13 protein-coding genes and 1 riboswitch are annotated in these 17,623 nt (G+C 75.0%); of the genes, 4 read left to right on the forward strand and 9 right to left on the reverse strand.

What is annotated here, in order from left to right; all coding sequences use genetic code 11:
• Positions 1-86: 86 nt before the first annotated feature.
• Positions 87-3,368 (reverse strand): hypothetical protein, encoded by a 3,282-nt coding sequence (locus tag ACSNN8_RS40635; RefSeq protein ID WP_436656292.1) that lies wholly within the window; start codon positions 3,366-3,368, stop codon positions 87-89.
• Between the two features lie 134 nt (positions 3,369-3,502).
• Positions 3,503-4,597, reverse strand: coding sequence for a Vms1/Ankzf1 family peptidyl-tRNA hydrolase (locus ACSNN8_RS40640; RefSeq protein WP_436656294.1), 1,095 nt, complete (start codon positions 4,595-4,597; stop codon positions 3,503-3,505).
• Positions 4,598-4,699: 102 nt separating this feature from the next.
• On the opposite strand from ACSNN8_RS40640, the gene ACSNN8_RS40645 reads away from it, so the two are divergent.
• Complete coding sequence (locus tag ACSNN8_RS40645) at positions 4,700-5,221, forward strand: hypothetical protein (protein WP_436656296.1); 522 nt, start codon at positions 4,700-4,702, stop codon at positions 5,219-5,221.
• 3 nt (positions 5,222-5,224) lie between these two features.
• Here the strand turns inward: ACSNN8_RS40645 and ACSNN8_RS40650 are convergent, their stop codons facing one another.
• Complete coding sequence (locus ACSNN8_RS40650; RefSeq protein ID WP_436656298.1) at positions 5,225-6,553, reverse strand: SGNH/GDSL hydrolase family protein; 1,329 nt, start codon at positions 6,551-6,553, stop codon at positions 5,225-5,227.
• A 206-nt stretch (positions 6,554-6,759) separates the two neighbouring features.
• Between ACSNN8_RS40650 and ACSNN8_RS40655 the strand changes: the two genes are divergently transcribed.
• Complete coding sequence (locus ACSNN8_RS40655) at positions 6,760-8,238, forward strand: glutamate--cysteine ligase (RefSeq protein WP_436656300.1); 1,479 nt, start codon at positions 6,760-6,762, stop codon at positions 8,236-8,238.
• Here ACSNN8_RS40655 and ACSNN8_RS40660 read toward each other — a convergent pair.
• Positions 8,226-9,032, reverse strand: coding sequence for an alpha/beta fold hydrolase (locus tag ACSNN8_RS40660; protein WP_436656302.1), 807 nt, complete (start codon positions 9,030-9,032; stop codon positions 8,226-8,228). The genes ACSNN8_RS40655 and ACSNN8_RS40660 overlap by 13 nt on opposite strands.
• A gap of 109 nt (positions 9,033-9,141) precedes the next feature.
• On the opposite strand from ACSNN8_RS40660, the gene sigJ reads away from it, so the two are divergent.
• Both sigJ and ACSNN8_RS40670 read left to right on the forward strand, forming a co-directional pair.
• Entirely contained in the window at positions 9,142-10,011 is an 870-nt protein-coding gene (gene sigJ, locus ACSNN8_RS40665) for an RNA polymerase sigma factor SigJ (RefSeq protein WP_436656304.1), read from the forward strand.
• A 23-nt stretch (positions 10,012-10,034) separates the two neighbouring features.
• Positions 10,035-11,117, forward strand: coding sequence for an NAD(P)/FAD-dependent oxidoreductase (locus ACSNN8_RS40670; RefSeq protein ID WP_436656306.1), 1,083 nt, complete (start codon positions 10,035-10,037; stop codon positions 11,115-11,117).
• Between the two features lie 78 nt (positions 11,118-11,195).
• Here ACSNN8_RS40670 and ACSNN8_RS40675 read toward each other — a convergent pair whose 3' ends face one another.
• The 5 genes from ACSNN8_RS40675 to ACSNN8_RS40695 form a co-directional block, all read right to left on the reverse strand.
• Positions 11,196-11,573, reverse strand: a complete 378-nt coding sequence (locus ACSNN8_RS40675) for a cobalamin biosynthesis protein (RefSeq protein ID WP_436656308.1) — start codon at positions 11,571-11,573, stop codon at positions 11,196-11,198.
• Positions 11,570-12,934 (reverse strand): cobyrinate a,c-diamide synthase, encoded by a 1,365-nt coding sequence (locus ACSNN8_RS40680; protein WP_436656310.1) that lies wholly within the window; start codon positions 12,932-12,934, stop codon positions 11,570-11,572. Before ACSNN8_RS40680 ends, ACSNN8_RS40675 begins: the two co-directional genes overlap by 4 nt.
• Positions 12,928-13,527, reverse strand: a complete 600-nt coding sequence (gene cobO / locus ACSNN8_RS40685; RefSeq protein WP_436656312.1) for a cob(I)yrinic acid a,c-diamide adenosyltransferase — start codon at positions 13,525-13,527, stop codon at positions 12,928-12,930. Before cobO ends, ACSNN8_RS40680 begins: the two co-directional genes overlap by 7 nt.
• The gene (locus ACSNN8_RS40690) at positions 13,527-15,785 is read right to left on the reverse strand and encodes a VWA domain-containing protein (RefSeq protein ID WP_436656314.1); all 2,259 of its coding nucleotides are present in this window, start codon (positions 15,783-15,785) and stop codon (positions 13,527-13,529) included. The genes cobO and ACSNN8_RS40690 overlap by 1 nt, the downstream gene beginning before the upstream one ends.
• Positions 15,786-15,843: 58 nt before the next feature.
• Positions 15,844-15,964: riboswitch (cobalamin riboswitch) on the reverse strand.
• Positions 15,965-16,009: 45 nt separating this feature from the next.
• The gene (locus ACSNN8_RS40695) at positions 16,010-17,584 is read right to left on the reverse strand and encodes a gluconokinase (protein ID WP_436656316.1); all 1,575 of its coding nucleotides are present in this window, start codon (positions 17,582-17,584) and stop codon (positions 16,010-16,012) included.
• Positions 17,585-17,623 lie beyond the last annotated feature (39 nt).

A 17,623-nucleotide genomic window follows, 5' to 3' on the forward strand; every position in this document is an offset into this window, starting at 1 on the left:
GTCGGACAGGTATCCGCACGCCCCTATCGGAGCGTACTGCCCCGGTTGAATGTGGCTCAAACTCTCCCGGGTGGCGTGTTCGGAATTCACCTTTCGGACGGGTGAGGCGGCGCGCCGAGCTGCTCCCGATCGGCGAGCGGCTTGTTGAGCTGTCCCATGTTGGGGGCCTCCAGCTTGGGCCGCGCCGGTCGCGGCCCCAGCCCCGTGGGCCCGTTCGCGGTCGTGTCCCCGCCCGCCGCCGGGGGCCGGTTGAGCTGGTGCTCGGGGTGGGAGACCGCGCGCGGGGCGGCGTTCTGCTCGGGCCCGGCCGGGGCGCCGCCGAAGTGCGGGGAGCTGTTACCGAGAGGCCGGGCGCCCTGCTCGGACGCCTCCCTCGCTGCCTGGCTGCCGTAGCCGAGGGCTCCGCCCAGCCCCGAGGGCTCGTCGCCGGATGCCGGGGTTGCGGCCTGCGTCGGTGTCGGCGTCGGCGCGAGCCGCCCGCCGAGGCCCGAGGCTTCGGGGGTGGGCTGCGCCGCCGGCGTCTGCAGGCCGGCCGGGCCGGGCCGGCTCATCGGCAGCCCGGAGGGCTCATCGCCGGAGGGCGCCCGCAGTCCCGAGGGGTTGTTGCCGGACGGCGCCTGCAGTCCCGAGGGGTTGTTGCCGGACGGGGCCGCGGCCTGCAGGCCCGAGGGGCTGTTGCCGGACGGCGGGCCGGGGTTCGCATGCGGGCCCGAAGGGTTGTGCCCGGACGGCGCGGCCGGCTGGAGGCCGGAAGGGTTGGTGCCCGACGGGAGGCCGGACGGGTCACCGCTCGACGGCGCCTGCGGGACTTGCAGGCCGGAGCCGTTGGGTGAGTCCGGCCCGGACTGTCCCGGCGCGGGTGGCATACCCGGGTGCCCGTTGACGGGTCCGGGCGCGGCCGGGTTCGGCACGGCGGCAGAGCCGGCCACCGGCGGCACCAGGCCGCCCGGCGCGTGCGACTGGCCGGCGGGTGGTTGGGGCTGCCCTGCCGGGGGAGCCTGCCCCGCGGCCGGGTGGGTCTGTCCCGCGGCCGGGTGCGGTTGGCCCGCGGCCGGGTGCGGTTGGCCCGCGGCCGGGTGGGTCGGCGAAACAGCGGCGGGTCCCTGCAGCCCAGCGGCCGGGCCCTGGAGCATCGGCCCGGCCGCCGGCGCATTTCCGTTGACCGCACCCGCAACAGGCGACGGCGCAATGTGGCCGTCGACCCCATTCACCCGCTGGGCAGGCCGGGCAGACGGCGTGAACTTCGGCGCATCCAGAGGCCGGTTCTGCCGCCAGTTCGGCGGCAGCGAAGGCATGGCAGTCTGCGACCCCGGCCGGCCATCAACCGCCGCCATCGCGCCCGGGGCCGCCGCATCCAAGCCGGCGCCCGGGCCGGGGAGCCCTCCGCCGGGCCCCTCCCCCGCCCCGAGCTGATCTCCAGGTGCCCCGAACTGCGTCTCACCGGACTGCAGGCCGGAGATCGTCTCGCCCGCCTGCAGACCAGACTGCATCTCAGCCGCCTGCAGACCGGACTGCATCTCAGCCGCCTGCAGACCGGACTGCATCTCAGCCGCCTGCAGACCAGACGGCGTCCCACCCGCCTGCACACCAGACGGCGTCCCACCCGCCTGCACTCCAGACGGCGTTCCACTCGCCTGCAGGCCAGACTCCGTCTCGCCCGCCTGCAGACCGGCTCGCATGTCACCCGTCTGCAGGCCAGAGAGCCTTCCGCCCGACTGCAAGCCAGAGAGCGTCCCACCCGGCTGCAGACCGGACGGTGTCTCGCCCGGCTGCAGATCGGACTGCATCGCGCCCGCGTGCACTCCGAAGGTCATTTCACCCGGCTGCGGACCAGAAAGCGTCCCGCCCGACTGCAGACCGGAGGGCGTCCCGCCCGACTGCAGACCGGAGGGCGTCTCGCCCGACTGCAGACCGGAGGGCGTCTCGCCCGACTGCGGGACGAGCTGGGTCTGGTCCGGCTGAGGGCTCGAGTAGGTCTGGCCTGGCAGGTCGTCCCACGGAGACCCCGCGACGGGGGCACGGTCGGCGTTCTGCGAGGCGGTGTCGCGCCAAGCGTCGCTCGGGTCCGAGGCGCGGGGCGCTTCGGCGGCGTCCACAACGCGGCGGACCTCATCTGCTCCGGGGAGTTCGAGGCCTGTGGACAAGCCGGGCGAGGACGGCTCGGAATGCGCTAGGTTCTCCGCACCCCGGGCGGGCGGGCCGGCAGGGGTTGTATGACGCATGACGAATCCGGCGTCGGGCCGGCCACTGATTCCGCTGGGCTCGTCTGCCGGAGCGCCGAGGTCGTGCTGAGGCGCGACGGGCTGGAAGCGGCCCAGGCCGCTCGGCTCCTGCTCGTCGGGCCGGCCGGGCTCGTACGGGTGCGCTTCGGTCGTCGGGAAGCGCCCCAGCCCGCTCGGCTCGTGCAGGACCGAACCGCCCGACTCGAAGCTCGACTCCTGCAGCGCCGAATCGCCGGGCTCGGAGCCCAGCCTCAGCAGCGCCGAATCGCCGGGCTCGAAGCTCGGCCCCTGCAGCGCCGAATCGCCGGGCCCGAAGCCGGCCGACCCGCTCGGCTCCTGCGACGTCGGAGCGCCGAACTCCCGGCGTCCCGGACCGCTCGGCTCGGTGACGTCCGCGACGTGCTGAGCGGACTCGCCGGCTTGCCAGGCGCTCGGGTCCGCTTCGGGCTTGGGGCGGCCCGACGGGCGGCCGGCCAGTTCGATGCCGGCGGGCTCGTGCGGGGAGGGCGCGGTCTCCTGGGTCGGCCAGGGCGAGTCGTGGGTGAGGTCGGACGGCTCCGATGCAGGGCTGGGTGCGATCTCCGCGGGTGAGAGCAGGTGCACGGCGGCCGCATCGGACGGGGGCTCGTCGCCGGCGGGGGAGAACGAGACGTCCACGGGGCCGACGTGCAGGGAGCTGCGGTAGGCGGGGCCGGCGGAGGGCTCGTCGAGGTCCCGTGCCCGGCGCGGACGGTATTCGGAGGGGACGGGCGCCTCGAAGGCCGGGGAGGACTCCGACGCCGCCGGGGACGGGAACGACGACGAAGTGGGCAGCGGCTCGAAGAAGGGCGGCGGCGCGGGTACGGACGGGGGCTCGAGCACTCCGGACGGGGCGAACGACACCGGAGACGCCTCGGACGGCCGAAGCGGCGGCACCGCGGTAGGCCCCGGCTCGGGACCGCGGCGGGCGGCGGCGACCAGGCCGGAGTTCTCGGCGAGGCCGGCCGCGGCCACCACCTCGGCGGCGGAGGTGCCGGCGGCGCACGGGAGGCGTTCGCCGCAGACGGGGCACAGGGTGCCGGGGGCGCCGGCGTGGGCGGTCAGCATCGCCTGGGCCGTGCGTGCCAGCACGCTGTCGGGATCCACGAACGCCTTGATCGGTGCCACGTCTGCCGCCCCCGTTCCGCGTCGAGGCCGTCGCCTCGACGAACACGAGACAAGTTCACCGCTCGACGGGTGCGGTTCGCGCGCTTTTCAGCAATTCGGCGACGGGGGTGGCAGACGTGAAACGTGCGGCGCGGTCAGCCGGCGTCCTGGTAGCGCAGGACGGCCCCGATGCCGTCGGTCAGCTTCACCTCCTCGGGGGCGACCAGCACCAGCGCGGCGTCGGTGCCGGCGATGGCCCGCACGAGGGCGGCGTCGGCGCGCACCTCGACCGGGTCGATGCCGGACGAGCGGAGCAGCTCGGCGTCCGCGGAGATCAGCGTGGGGTCGTCGGGGCCGATCCACAGCCGGTCGGTGGAGGACGGGTCGTCGACGAGCAGGACCGTGTCGACCTGGCCGCGGGTCAGGTGGGTCACGACGTCGGCCAGGCCGGTGCTGCCGCCGCCCGAGCCGGCCTGCGCCTCGAAGCGGTCGATCACCGCGCGGGTCTGCCGGTCGGCGGCGTCGGCGATGGCCTGCACGGTCACGTCGTCGAGGGCGTCGGAGTCGCCGGTCAGGTCGGCGGTGACGATCCGGTCCGCCCAGCGTTTCGGCAGGGCCTCGACCACGTACGGGCGGGACCGCGGGTCGCCGGTCACCAGGATCACCTCGGCGCCGACCCGGTCGGCCAGGTCGGTGGCGGCGGCCGCCACGTCGCCGGCGTTGCGCTTCCAGGCGTCGTCGACCGCGTGCAGGTAGCGCAGGTGCCGCCAGCCACCGGCGTTGACCTTGCGCAGCGGGAAGCTCTGGCTGCCCTTCACGTGGCGGGTGCGCGGCACCCCGTCGGCCGACACCGCGACCACCTCGCCGCCGGTGTGGTCGGCCTGCACGCGTACGTAGGGAACTTCCTCGCCCCGGGACGCCACCAGCGGCATCGCGTGCGGCAGCGGGCCCCACAGCGCGGTGTCGGCGGGCGGCGGGGCGCTCAGCGGCTCGACCAGCTCCACCGACCCCTCGGTCGCGAACACGGCCAGCCCGTAGCGGCCGGTCCCGTACGCCTGTGTCAGCACGGCCTCGCGCATCGCCGCGACCGTCGCCTCGTCGGCGCCGGCCTCGGTGAGCTGCTCGGCGAGCGCGCGGAAGCGCAGTTCGATCTGATGCTGGGCGTTCTCGTCGTCGCGGCTGGCATCGAGGTAGATCGACGCCCACGGACCGGGACGGGAGAAGAGCGGACGAAGAAATGACAAATCCATGTGCGCTGGCTACCCGATTACCTACCGTTCTCACGTATTCACTCACGGTGCCCGCGTGTTGACTCTCCGTACCATATGAGAATCCCTCAGGAGGTGATATCCATGGATGACCTCGACCTCCACCGCGAGCAGATCCTCCGGCACGTCGGGCCCGTCATCACCGGCCGTTTCGCCGGCTTCCAGACCTCGTACACCCGGGAGGTCCGGATCGGGCAGCCGCTGCTCATGACGGTGTTCCTCGCCGCGAGCGTGATTCACCTGATCGGCGCGGTGCTGCGCATGAAGGGCGCGCGCCGCAGCTTCAAAGAGCTCAAGAAGGGTCCCGAGTTCCTGGTGACGCCGCTGCGCGTCCGCGACGAGCTCGGGCAGCTGTACGAGGTCGAGATGCACGGGCAGCTCCCCCAGTCCGCGCTGCACCGCGGCGACCTCGTGCAACTGACCACGACGCCGCAGAAGGACCCCACGCTGGCGGTGCGGCTGGTGCGGCTGGTCAACCTCACCACCCTGCAGCCGCTGACCCCGCGCATCCCGACGATGTGGTCGCATCTGGGTCCCGCGCTGCTGATGCAGGCGGCCTTCGGCGTCGTCGTGCTGGTCGCCGCGCTCGCGTTCTGGGCGATGTAGGACCTACAGCTTGTCGAGCGGCACGGCGTTGGCGAGCGCCTGCATGCCGGCGTTGTTGGGATGCAGGTGATCGCCGCCGTCGTACTGCGGGTCGAGCCGCAGCGGGTCGGCCGGGTCGCGCAGGGCCAGATCGAAGTCGGCGACCGCGTCGGCCCCTCCCCCGCCGGAGGACCGGATCCACGCGTTGACCCGCAGGCGCACCTGGTCGAGCGCCGGCGTGTACACCCGGTAGCCCTTCCACGGCGTGATCGTGCAGAGCACCACCCGCAGACCCTGCGCCCGCGCCCGCACCGTCAGGTTCGTCAGGCCGGCCGTGATCTGCTCGGCGTCGGTCTGCTGCGGCGCCTGGAGGATGTCGTTGATGCCCGCGAACACGATCAGCGTGCGGGCGCCCGCCCGTTCCAGCACGTCCTCGGCGAAGCGGGCCTGCGCCGAACGGCCGGCGATCGCGTCGACGCGGTATCGCGGGTACTGCCCGTCGAGCAGGACGCGGTTGCCGGCCAGCCCCGCGTTGGCCACGCCGTAATCGGGCGCCGAGGTCACCGCGAGGCGGGCGGCGAGCAGGTCGGGCCAGCGGCGGTTGAGCCCGGCCGTCGAGGCGGCGCCGTTGGTGATCGAGTCGCCCAGCGCCACGACGGTGCCGGGCGCGCCGGTGACCTCGACCGCGGTCGCGTAGAACCAGGCCGAGGTGCCGTGCCGGTACGCGGTGGCGGCGACGTCGCCGGCGTGGTCGAGCGCGTCGGGGCTGACGAACGAGAGCTGCTTGGCGTCGGCGTGGAAGGTGGCGGCGGCGGGCTTGACCGGCGTCCACACGCTCACCAGCAGGTCGGTGTCGGCCGGGACGTCCATCGGCAGGGCGTCGCTGAGCACGTCGCCGCCGACCGGCACGGTCACGTCGCCGCGCCCGCCGAACGTCACGTCGCGCACCGAGCCGGGGACCGCGGCGCCGTCGCTGCGGTCGTTCGTGCCGTCGCGGCGGCCCCCGGCATGTGCGGAGACCGCGATCGTGACGTGCCCGAACCGGACCGGGGTGACGCCGAAGCGGTTGCTGAGCCGTACGCGCACCCGCGGCCCGGCGATGGTGCTGTGCACGACGTTGCGGATCGTGTGGCCGAGCGGCCGCTTGAAGTTGGCCGCCGACGGCGCCGCCGACCACGTGGTCGACCACTCGGGCGCGGGGGCGAAGGCGGAGGCGCTCGCGGGGGCCGCGGCCTGCGCGGTCGCCTGCGGGGAGGGCGCCGACTGGCGGAGCGGGCCGAGCGCCACCCACGTGACGGTCAGGATCGTGGACAGGACCGAAGCCACCACGACGCCGATCAGCAAGCGCCGCATGTTCAAGATCTTGCCCTCCCCAGGGTGCAGATCCGGATGAAATCCGGTACGGCAGGGTACCGCTGCGGGCGTGCCCGCCGGGGATCAACCTCCCTCGCATCGACGGGCATGGAACCGACACCGGGTGCGATCTCATGCTTTGGTGTCGCCTGGCGCGACACGCCGGGGTGTGCGAATTTGATGGGGTCTCCAGGAGGTGGTGTGCCGTGGGCGAGGACGTCGAGCAGGCGAATTTCACCCGTGAGGACCGCGCGAGGTACCGGCACAAGATCCGCCGGAGCCTGGACGTGTTCGCGGCGATGCTGCGCGAGTCGCGGTTCGACTTCGAGCGGCCGCTGACCGGCATGGAGATCGAGCTGAACCTGGTGGACGAGCACGCCGATCCGGCGATGCGCAACGCCGAGGTGCTGGGCGCGATCGCCGACCCCGACTTCCAGACGGAGCTGGGGCAGTTCAACATCGAGATCAACGTCCCGCCGCGGCGGCTGGCCGGCGACGAGAACGCCGACCTCGAGCGCACGCTGCGGGCCAGCCTCAACAACGCCGAGAAACACGCGCGTACGGTCGGCGCGCACACGGTGATGATCGGCATCCTCCCGACGCTGCGCCGCGAGCACATGACGCTCGAGGCGCTCTCGGCGAACCCCCGCTACAAGCTGCTCAACGAACAGATCTTCACCGCCCGCGGCGAGGACATGGACATCCGGATCGACGGGGTGGACCGGCTGTCGGTCACCACCGACAGCATCGCGCCGGAGTCGGCGTGCACCAGCACGCAGTTCCACCTGCAGGTCAGCCCGGCGCAGTTCGCCGCGTACTGGAACGCCGCCCAGGTGATCGCGGGCGTGCAGGTGGCGCTCGGGGCGAACGCGCCGCTGCTGTTCGGCCGGGAGCTGTGGCGCGAGACGCGGATCCCGCTGTTCGAGCAGGCCACCGACACCCGGTCCGAGGAGATCAGGGCGCAGGGCGTACGCCCCCGGGTCTGGTTCGGGGAGCGCTGGATCACCAGCGTCTTCGACCTGTTCGAGGAGAACGTGCGTTACTTCCCGGCGCTGCTGCCGATCTGCGACGACAACGACCCGTCCGAGATCCTCGAGCGCGGCGAGGTGCCCGAGCTCAGCGAGCTGCGGCTGCACAACGGCACGATCTACCGCTGGAACCGGCCGATCTACGACGTGGTGCGCGGCCGGCCGCACCTGCGGGTCGAGAACAGGGTGCTGCCGGCCGGCCCGACGGTGGTCGACACGATGGCGAACGCGGCGTTCTACTACGGCCTGATCCGCACGCTCGCCGAGGCGGAGCGTCCGCTGTGGACGCAGATGAGCTTCAGCGCCGCCGAGGAGAACTTCCACACCTGCGCGCGGCACGGCATCGACGCCACCGTGTTCTGGCCGGGCATGGGCTACATCCAGGTCACCGAGCTGGTGCTGCGCCGGCTGCTGCCGATGGCGCAGCAGGGCCTGCAGCGCTGGGGCGTCTCGCAGAACGAGCGGGACCGGCTGCTCGGCATCATCGAGCAGCGCTGCCTCACCCACCGCAACGGCGCCGCGTGGCAGGTGCAGACGCTGCACGCCCTGGAGGCCGAAGGCAGCGACCGCCAGGGCGCCCTGCACGAGATGCTGAGGCGCTATCTGCCGCTCATGCACGAGAACCTCCCCGTGCACGAGTGGCCCTACCCGGGCTGACCGGTCCGCTCGAGGAACGCGACCAGAGCCTTGTCGAAGGCGGCGGGCTGCTCGAGGTTGGGCAGGTGGCCCGCCCCGTCGACGACCACCAGCGCCGAGCCCGCGACGAGCTGGTGCATCTCCTCGCCGTCCGCGACCGGCGTGAACTCGTCGTCGCGGCCGACGACGATCAGGGTGGGGACGCGGACGCCGGCGAGCACCTCGCGGTAGTCGGGCCGCTCGGCCCGGCCGCGCAGCGCCGCCGCGGCGCCGGCCGGAGGTGCGCCGGTCATCATCGTCCGGACGTGCGCGGCCACCTCGGGCATCGCCTCCACGTTGTAGGCGGCGATCATCTTGGCCAGGTTGTCCCGGGCGTACCAGCCCATCCCCTCGGCCTCGAGCCGGTCGGCCGTGGCGCGGCGCCAGGCCTGCCCCTCGGGCGTGTCGGCGCGGGCGAACGTGTCGGCCAGGATCAGCCCGCGGATCCGCTCGGGGAATAGGCGGCAGCACTCCATGACGATCTGCCCGCCCATCGACAGCCCGCCCAGCACCACGTCGCCGACGCCCAGCACGTCGAGCAGCCCGAAGACGTCACGCGCGAACGTCGCCAGCGGCGTCCTGCCCGGCACCACGGTCGTCGAGCCGTAACCCCGCAGATCGGGCACGACGACGCGCCACCCGGCCGCGACCGCCGCGGCGACCTGCGGGCGCCACATCGAGCGGTCGAACGGGTGCCCGTGCACGAGCACGAGCGTCCGGCCCTCCCCGGCGTCGTCGTAGCCGATCGTGATCCCGTTGACCTGCGCTGTGCCCATGCGCCGACGCTAATTCGTGCGCCACGCCGCCGAACCGGCCAATCCTGAGGTTCCGGCTCTTGTCACAGCCGGGGCGCCCGTGTCGTCTTACCCGGGGAAGGACGGTGCCATGGCGGAGACCGCGGTGTTCGAGCAGGAGCGCAAGAGGATGTGGGGCATCGCGTACCGCATCACGGGGTCGGTGATGGACGCCGACGACGCGGTGCAGGAGGCCTGGCTGCGGTGGCGGTCGCGGCCCGACGACGAGGCGCGCAACCCGCAGGCCTACCTCACGACCGTCGTCACGCGCATCTGCTACGACCGGCTCACCAGCGCGCAGGCCAGGCGCGAGGTGTACGCCGGCCCGTGGCTGCCGGAGCCGGTCGTCGGCACGCCGCCGCCCGAGGAGCAGGCCGCGCTCGGCGAGTCGGTGAGCCTCGCGCTGATGCTCGTGCTGGAGCGACTGTCGCCGGCCGAGCGCATCGCCTTCGTGCTGCACGACGTCTTCGACGTGCCGTTCCCGCAGATCGCCGAGGCGGTGGGGCGCAGCGCCGCGGCCGTACGCCAGCTGGCCTCCCGCGCCCGGCGACGGGTGCGCGCCGAGTCGCCGCAGCAGCCGGGCGACCGGGCCGAGCACCGCCGGGCGGTCGACGCGTTCGTGCGCGCGGTGACCAGCGGCGACCTGGACGACCTGCTGCGGATCCTCGACCCCGAGGTGGTGTGGCGCTCGGACGGCGGCGGCATCGTCCAGGCCGTACGGTTCCCGGTCGTCGGCGCGCGGCGGGTGGCGAACCTGGTGACCGGGTTCGCCCGCGCCTACGACCCGGACGGCACCCGGCTGCGGGTGTGCGAGGTCAACGGCGCGCCCGGCGTGCTGCTGACCGACCGGACCCGCGACCTGACCGGCGTGCTCGGCTGCACGGTCGACGGGGGCCGGGTGGTGGCGCTGCACCTGATCGTCAACCCGGAGAAGCTGCGCCACGTCGCGTGTCACACCTGAGGGCGCTGCCCCGTCTGGCGGGTATGAGCATCCTCGTTCTGGGCGGCGGCTACGCCGGCCTCACCGCGGCGCTGCGCCTCGCGCGCCACCACTCGGTCACCCTCGTCGACCCGCGGGACCACTTCGTGCACCGGATCCGGCTGCACCAGGTGGCCGCGGGCGAACCCGCCACCGTCACGTATCCCTACGAGCGCCTGCTGGCCGGCACCGGCGTGCGTCACGTGCGAGCCGCCGCCGCGAGCGTGGACCCGGCCCCGCGCCTGGTCGACTGCGGCCCGGCCGGCTCCCTTCCGTACGACCGGCTCGTGTACGCCCTGGGCAGCCGCACGGCCGTCCCCGCCCGGGTTCCGGCCGCGCCGGCCGACGGCCGCACCTTCACCACCGAGACCGCAGGCCTGCTCGCCACCGCCATGACCGGCGAGGTGCGCGACGTCGCCGTGGTGGGCGGCGGCCCGACGGGCGTGGAGACGGCCGCGGAACTGGCCGAGGCGCACCCCGGCCGGCGGGTGCGGCTGCTGACCGACGGCGAGCTGATGCCCACGATCTCCGGCCGCGGGCGCGACCACGTCCGCGCTGTGCTGCGCGGTCTCGGCGTGGACGTCGTGGAAGGCGTCCGGGTCGGCGGGCCGGAGGAGGTCGACGCCGGCGCCGTGCTCTGGGCCGCGTCCATGCGACCCGCGACCGAACTCGCCCGCGAGGCGGGGCTCGACCTGGACCCGGCCGGCCGCATCCGGGTGGACGAGGCGCTGCGCTCGACGTCGCACCCGGACGTCGTCGTCGCCGGCGACGCGGGCGCGGGCTGGCGGATGGCCTGCGCGACCGCCGTCCCGACCGGCGCCCACGCCGCCGACACGATCCTGCGCGAGGCCCGCGGCGAGGCGGCCCGGCCGTTCCGGCAGCGGTACTTCCTGCTCTGCATGAGCCTCGGCCGCCGCGACGGCCTGGCCCAGCTCCTGCACCCGGACGACCGGCCGCGCTCGACGATCGTGACCGGCCGGTCGGCCGCCTGGATCAAGGAGGGCATCGTCGCCGGGGTGCCGAAATTCCTGCTCGCGGGCGCCCGCTGGTGGATGCCCGGCGACAGCCTGAGCCTCGGGCGCCGCTGACCGCGCGGCCCGGCCCAGGCTCGGCTCCCGCGCGGGCGGGGCTCCGGCGCGGGCGGGGCTCCCGCGCGGGCGCGGCTTTCAGGCTCGGGCGACCGCAACCGTCACCCGCGGGAAGATCCGCTTGGGGACGACGAGGGCGGCTGTCGGGCCCGCGGCGCACAGGGCCGCCGCCTCGGCGACGCTCGCGGTGCCCACCGCGGCGGCCACCGCGCCGCTCGGGTTGGGCGCCTCCGCCCGGGCCAGCTCGGCGGCGGGCAGCGCGGCCAGCCGCCACCCCCGCGCGCGGGCGAGGCCGCGCACTGCCGGGTCGGCGGCGCGGCGGTCGAGGGTGGCCAGCACGGTGACGTCGCCGGGGGTCAGCCCCGCGGACGCCAGGACCTCGTCGACGGCCGCAGCCAGCTCGGCCTCGCCGGTGCCGCGGCGCGCGCCGACGCCCACGACGACCGTCGCGCTCACGTGCGGACGGACGCCGCCGCGCGTACCAGCCGGGACGCGAACGCGGGCTGCCCGGCCCAGTGCAGGTGCAGGTAGGAGGCGTGCAGCGACGGGGTGGCGAAGCCTTCCGGGTCCGCGCCGCGCCACGCCCACGCCGCGCCGCCGGCCGGGGAGAGCAGCAGCCCCGAGCGCGGGTGCACGGTCGTCCGGTGGAACTCGTGCCCGGTCACTCGGGTGCCGGCCGGCGCCAGCGGGCTGTCCGAGAGCGCGACCGCGTCGCGGTAGCCGAGGGTCAGCGACGGGGTCATGGCCGCGTCCGCGTCGAGCACCCCGCACATCGGGGCGCCGTCGAGCGTGCGGCACAACCACAGCAGCCCCGCGCACTCCGCGGCGATCGGGCCGCCGGACTGCGCCAGCTCGAGCACCGAGCGCCGCAGCGGCTCGTTGGCGGACAGCTCCGCGGCGTACACCTCGGGGAACCCGCCGCCGACCACCAGAGCCCGCGCACCCTCGGGCAGGGCGGTGTCGCGCAGCGGGTCGACGATCGCCACCTCCGCGCCGGCCCCGGCGAGCAGCTCGGCCGTCTCGGCGTACGCGAAGGAGAAGGCCGGCCCGCCCGCCAGCGCGACCACCGGCCGGCCCGCGACCGGGTCGGGCGCCACCGGTGACCAGGGCTGCGCGGTGAGCGGCGGGGCGGAGCGCGCGATCGCGAGCACCTCGTCCAGGTCCACCGCGGCGGTGACCAGGTCGGCCAGGGCGTCCACCGAGGCCTGCGCCTCCGCCCGGCGTTCGGCGGCCGGCACCAGCCCGAGGTGGCGCGAGGGCGCGGCCACGGCGTCGGCGCGGCGCAGCGCCCCGAGCACCGGCGTGCCGACCTCCTCGCACGCCTCGCGCAGGATCGCCTCGTGGCGGTCCGAGCCCACCCGGTTGAGGATCACCCCGGCCATCCGCACGCTGCCGAAGCTGCGGAAGCCGTGCACCAGCGCGGCGACCGACCGCCCCTGCGCCGCCGCGTCCACCACCAGGATCACCGGCGCGTCGAGCAGCCCGGCGACCTGCGCCGTCGACCCGGTCTCGCCCGCGCCGGTGCGCCCGTCGTACAGGCCCATCACGCCCTCGACGACGGCGAGCTCGGCGCCCTGCGAGCCGTGCGCGAACAGCGGCCCGATCAGGTCCTCCCCCACCATGACCGGGTCGAGGTTGCGGCCCGGCCGGCCGGCGGCGAGCGCGTGGTAGCCGGGATCGATGTAGTCGGGGCCGACCTTGAACGGCGCCACCGGCGTGCCCCGGCGCGCGAACGCCGCGAGCAGCCCGGTCGCCACCGTCGTCTTGCCGTGCCCCGAGGCGGGCGCGCCGATCACGACGCGGGGGACGCTCACCATTCGATGCCCTGCTGCCCCTTGCGGCCCGCGTCCATCGGGTGCTTCACCTTGGTCATCTCCGTCACCAGATCGGCCGCCTCGAGCAGCGCGGGCGCCGCGTCCCGCCCGGTGATCACCACGTGCTGGGTGCCCGGCCGCGCGGCCAGCGTCGCGACGACGTCGTCCACGTCGACCCAGCCCCACTTCATCGGGTACGTGAACTCGTCGAGCACCAGGAACTTGTAGGTCTCGGCCGCGAGGTCCCGCTTGATCTGCGCCCAGCCCTCGGCGGCCTCCGCGGCGTGGTCGCGCTCGGTCCCGGCACGCTGGATCCACGACCAGCCCTCGCCCATCTTGTGCCAGGTGACCGGCGCTCCCCCGGTCGCGCCCAGGGCTTTGAGCGCGGCCTCCTCGCCGACGCGCCACTTCTCAGACTTCACGAACTGGAACACCCCGATCGGCCAGCCCGCGCTCCACGCCCGCAGCGCCATCCCGAACGCGGCCGTCGACTTGCCCTTGCCCTGCCCGGTGTGCACCGCGAGCACCGCCTGCCGTCGCCGCTGACGGGTGGTGAGCCCGTCGTCCGGCACGGTCGTGACCTTTCCCTGAGGCATCAGGCAGCCCTCCCCATCCGCAAGCTGTCGAGCGGCATCAGGTCCGCGTCGAGCGCCCGGGCCAGCCGCGCGGCCAGCCCCAGCCGTACCGGACCCGACTCGCAGTCCACGACCACCGTCGACACCCCCGCCAGTGCCGGCGCGACCCGCACCGGGTCCGGCCCGCTCGTGGCCCGCCCGTCCGTCACCACGATCAGCAGCGGCCGCCTCCGCGGGTCCCGCCGGCGCTCGGTCGCGATGGTCGCGGCGGCCGTTCGCAGACCTTCGGCCAACGGCGTACGTCCTCCCGTGCGCAGACCGGCGAGCCGCAGCACACCCACTTCGTGGCTCGACGTGGGCGGCAGCACCTGCTCCGCCCCCTGCCCCCGAAACGTGATCATCCCGATCCGGTCGCGCCGCTGATAGGCATCCCGCAACAGCGACAACACCGCCGTCTTCACCACAGACATCCGCTTCCGCGCCGCCATCGACCCCGACGCGTCCACCACGAAGAGCACGAGGTTCGACTCCCGCCCGACGTGGACCGCCTCCCGCAGATCCCGGGGCAGCACCACCCGCCGCGCCCCGGCCCCCGCCTCGCCCAGGCCGGCCTGCTCGCTCCCGGCACTCCGCACATCGGCGCGCTCAAGTTCGGCGCGATGCAGGTCAGCCCGCTCGGCGCCGGCGCGATGCAGGTCGGCCCGCTCGGGATCGGCGCGATGCAGGTCGGCCCGCTCGGCGCCGGCGCGGTGCAGGGCGGCTCGCAGGGTCGCCGGCAGGTGCGGCGCCCCGGACAGCTTGCCGGTCGGCACCCGCGAGCCGATGACGCGCCCGCGACGCGACAGTGACGGGGACCGCCGCCCGGCGTGGCCGCCCTCGCCCCGGCGCGCGATGCTCAGCGTCCGCGTGCGGAACGCCGCACCCGGCGCGACCGGTGCCGCCGCGGCCCCGCCGCCGGTCCCCCCGTCCTTCCCGAGCCGCCCAGCCTCGTCCGTCTCGCTCTCCCGCCGCTCCTCCGCGCCCGATTTTCCGGATACATCACGGTAAGGGGGTGAGACGGGCTGGGACGAGCCGGAAGGCGGCGGGCCACCACCGTTCGGCCGGCCGCCACCCGGGCCTCCGCCGGACGAGTCGTCCGGACCACCGCGCGTGTCGTCCGGGCCGCCGGGCGTGTCGCCGGGGCCCCCGGGCGTGTCTGGTCCTCCGCCCGGCGTGTCGGGGCCGGCGCCGGGCGGGTCGTCGTCGGGGTCGTCCGGGTCGTCCTGGTGGGCGTCGGCCTCGGCGAGGGCCTCCTCGAGGCGCTGCTCGTCGGTGCCGGGCGGGTCCAGCGGATCCTTGCGGCGCCGGTGCGGCAGGGCCAGACGGGCGGCATCCCGTACGTCCTCGGGGGTCACCCGGTCGCGGCCGTGCCAGGCGGCCAGGGCCACCGCGCACCGCGCCACCACGATGTCGGCGCGCATGCCGTCCACGCCGTACGCGAGGCACACCCGGGCGATGCGGTCGAGCTCGCGGTCCGGCAGCACGACCGAGGGCAGCAGCGACCGGGCCACGACGATCCGCGCCGCCAGCTCGCGCTCGTCGGCGGCGAACCGCGCGGCGAAGGCGTCCGGGTCCAGCTCGTACGCGAGCCGCCTGCGCACCACCTCGGCACGCTCGCGGGCGTCGCGCGGCGCGGCCACGGTCACCACCAGGCCGAACCGGTCGACGAGCTGGGGCCGGGGCTCGCCCTCCTCGGGGTTCATCGTGCCGACCAGCAGGAACCGTGCCGCATGCTTGACCGACACGCCGTCGCGTTCGACGTGCGCCCGGCCCATCGCTGCCGCGTCCAGCAGCAGGTCGACCAGGTGGTCGGGCAGCAGGTTGACCTCGTCGACGTAGAGCACCCCGCGGTGTGCCGCGGCGAGCAGACCCGGCTCGTACGCCTTGACGCCGTCGGCCAGCGCGCGCTGGAGGTCCAGGGTGCCCACCACCCGGTCCTCGGTCGCGCCGACGGGCAGCTCCACCAGGCTGGACGGGCGGTGCAGCGCCGGGCTGTCGGCGGGGTGCGGCCCGTCGGGGCACTCGGGGTCGGGGGCGGCCGGGTCGCACGCGAAGCGGCAGCCGCGCACGACCGCGACCTCGGGCAGCAGCGCGGCGAGAGCCCGTACGACGGTGCTCTTGGCAGTGCCCTTCTCGCCGCGCACCAGCACTCCGCCCACGGCGGGCGAGACGGCGGTCAGCAGCAGGGCGAGGCGCAGGTCGGCGAGACCGACCACGGCCGGGAACGGGTACGGCGTCACAAGGATCCCCTTCTGCGCGGGTGTCCACGCCCGCGCGGCGAGTGGTACGAGCGGCCGGAGTCTCCTGGCTCCCGGATCGCCGCTCCCCGCCGCCTTCCGACCGTCGCCGGCCGTGGCGTCGTGGCGGGTCGCTCCCCGGTCACAGTGGCGGGACCGTCCCGGATTCGCACCGGGTTCCTCCGCTACCGCTCGCTCGCCATGCTTTCCTACGGCCCGGCGCGTCGTCAACGCGGGGTGACCTGCACCGCCTTCTCCGTCGTCGGCAGCGGCTGGGGCGCGAGCCGGTCGAGCTCGCGGACCACGTCGGCCACCGCCAGCGCGGACGACTCGATCAGCGGCCGCAGCCGGGCGTACAGCTCGACGTTGTCCGGATCGGGCCGGGTGGGCTCGGCGATCGGCACCAGCGCGGCCGCGTCGTCGAGGTCGGGCAGCTCACCCACCGCGTGCCGGGCGAGCAGGCAGGCGCCGAGCGCGGTGCCCTCCGGGGTGTCGGCGACCGACACCGGCAGGTCCAGCGCCGCGGCGAGCACCCCGACCCACAGCTCGGACGCGACCGCCCCGCCCGTGGCCCGCACCTCGGTGACCGCGATGCCCTCCGCCGTGAACGAGTCGCGGACCAGCGCGAGCTGCTGACACACCCCTTCGACGGCGGCCCGTACGAGGTGGGCCCGCCCGTGCTCGCGGCGCAGGCCCAGGTAGGCGCCGCGCATGCCGGGCCGCCACCACGGCGCGCGCTCGCCCAGCAGGTACGGAAGGCAGAGCAGACCGTCGCTGCCCGGCGCGACGCCCTGGGCCTCGACCAGCAGCGCCGCGTCGCGTTCGTCCGCGTCCTCGCCCTCGGCGCCCGGGCGCTCGAAGCCCGCGGCGAAGCTCTCCCCCGCCCAGCGCACCACCGACCCGGCGTTGTTGACCGCGCCGCCGATCGCCCAGCGGTCCTCGGTGAGCGCGTAGCAGAACAGCCGGCCGTCCTTGTCCACCGTCGGCCGGTCCACGATCGTCCGCAGCGCGCCGCTGGTGCCCAGCGAGATCGCCGCCACGCCGGCCGGTGTCGCGCCCACGCCGAGGTTCGCCAGCGGGCCGTCCGCGGCCCCGATGACCAGCGGCGTGTCCGGGTCGAGGCCGGCCGCCTGCGCCACGTCCGCGCGCAGCCGCAGCCGGGTGGTCGTCGGCACCACCTCGGCGAGCTGGTCGGCCCGCACGCCCGTGAGCTCGAGCGCCTCGGGGTCCCAGCGGCGCTCGTGGATGTCGTACATGCCGGTGCCGCTGGCGATCGACAGGTCCACGACGTACGGGGCGTCGGCCAGCCCGGCCAGCATCAGCTCCTTGACGCCGCCCCAGCGCGGGGTCTTCCGCAGCGTCCCGGGGTCGTTCTCGTGCCACCAGGCCAGCTTGGTGAGCGGCGACATCGGGTGCACCGGCGTGCCCGTGCGCGCCTGCAGCCGCTTGCCGCGCCCGTCCGCGACGATGTCCTCGCTCTGCTTGCCCGCGCGCCCGTCGGCCCAGGTCACGAGCGGGCCCAGCGGACCGCCCGCGGTGTCCATCGGCACGACCCCGTGCAGGAACGCGCTGAGCCCCACCGCGACGACGTGGTCGCCGTTCTCCCGGCACGCCGCCGCGACGTCGATCAGCGCCTTCACCGCCGCGTTGCGCAGCGCGTGCGAGTCGAGCTCGGCCCGTCCCGACCCCGGCACGGACAGCGGGTAGTGCACGCTGGTCTGCGCGCGGAGCGTCCCGTCGGGCCCGGCTGCCACCCCCTTGGTCGCGGTGGTCCCGGTGTCGATCCCGATCACGACGTCCATGCGCGGCTCCCGTCCGTGGCGTCTGTCGTCCCCCAACCT

Source organism: Actinoplanes sp. URMC 104 (assembly GCF_051386375.1).
Taxonomy (GTDB): Bacteria; Actinomycetota; Actinomycetes; order Mycobacteriales; family Micromonosporaceae; genus Actinoplanes.

What these genes read in the sequence shown, in the direction of transcription:
- ACSNN8_RS40650 (WP_436656298.1), bottom strand. Translation starts at nt 6,553, where the DNA reads ATGCGGCGCTTGCTGATCGGCGTCGTGGTGGCTTCGGTCCTGTCCACG.
- sigJ (WP_436656304.1), top strand. Translation starts at nt 9,142, where the DNA reads ATGGCGGAGACCGCGGTGTTCGAGCAGGAGCGCAAGAGGATGTGGGGC.
- ACSNN8_RS40640 (WP_436656294.1), bottom strand. Translation starts at nt 4,597, where the DNA reads ATGGATTTGTCATTTCTTCGTCCGCTCTTCTCCCGTCCCGGTCCGTGG.
- cobO (WP_436656312.1), bottom strand. Translation starts at nt 13,527, where the DNA reads ATGCCTCAGGGAAAGGTCACGACCGTGCCGGACGACGGGCTCACCACC.
- ACSNN8_RS40645 (WP_436656296.1), top strand. Translation starts at nt 4,700, where the DNA reads ATGGATGACCTCGACCTCCACCGCGAGCAGATCCTCCGGCACGTCGGG.
- ACSNN8_RS40695 (WP_436656316.1), bottom strand. Translation starts at nt 17,584, where the DNA reads ATGGACGTCGTGATCGGGATCGACACCGGGACCACCGCGACCAAGGGG.
- ACSNN8_RS40670 (WP_436656306.1), top strand. Translation starts at nt 10,035, where the DNA reads ATGAGCATCCTCGTTCTGGGCGGCGGCTACGCCGGCCTCACCGCGGCG.
- ACSNN8_RS40660 (WP_436656302.1), bottom strand. Translation starts at nt 9,032, where the DNA reads ATGGGCACAGCGCAGGTCAACGGGATCACGATCGGCTACGACGACGCC.
- ACSNN8_RS40680 (WP_436656310.1), bottom strand. Translation starts at nt 12,934, where the DNA reads ATGGTGAGCGTCCCCCGCGTCGTGATCGGCGCGCCCGCCTCGGGGCAC.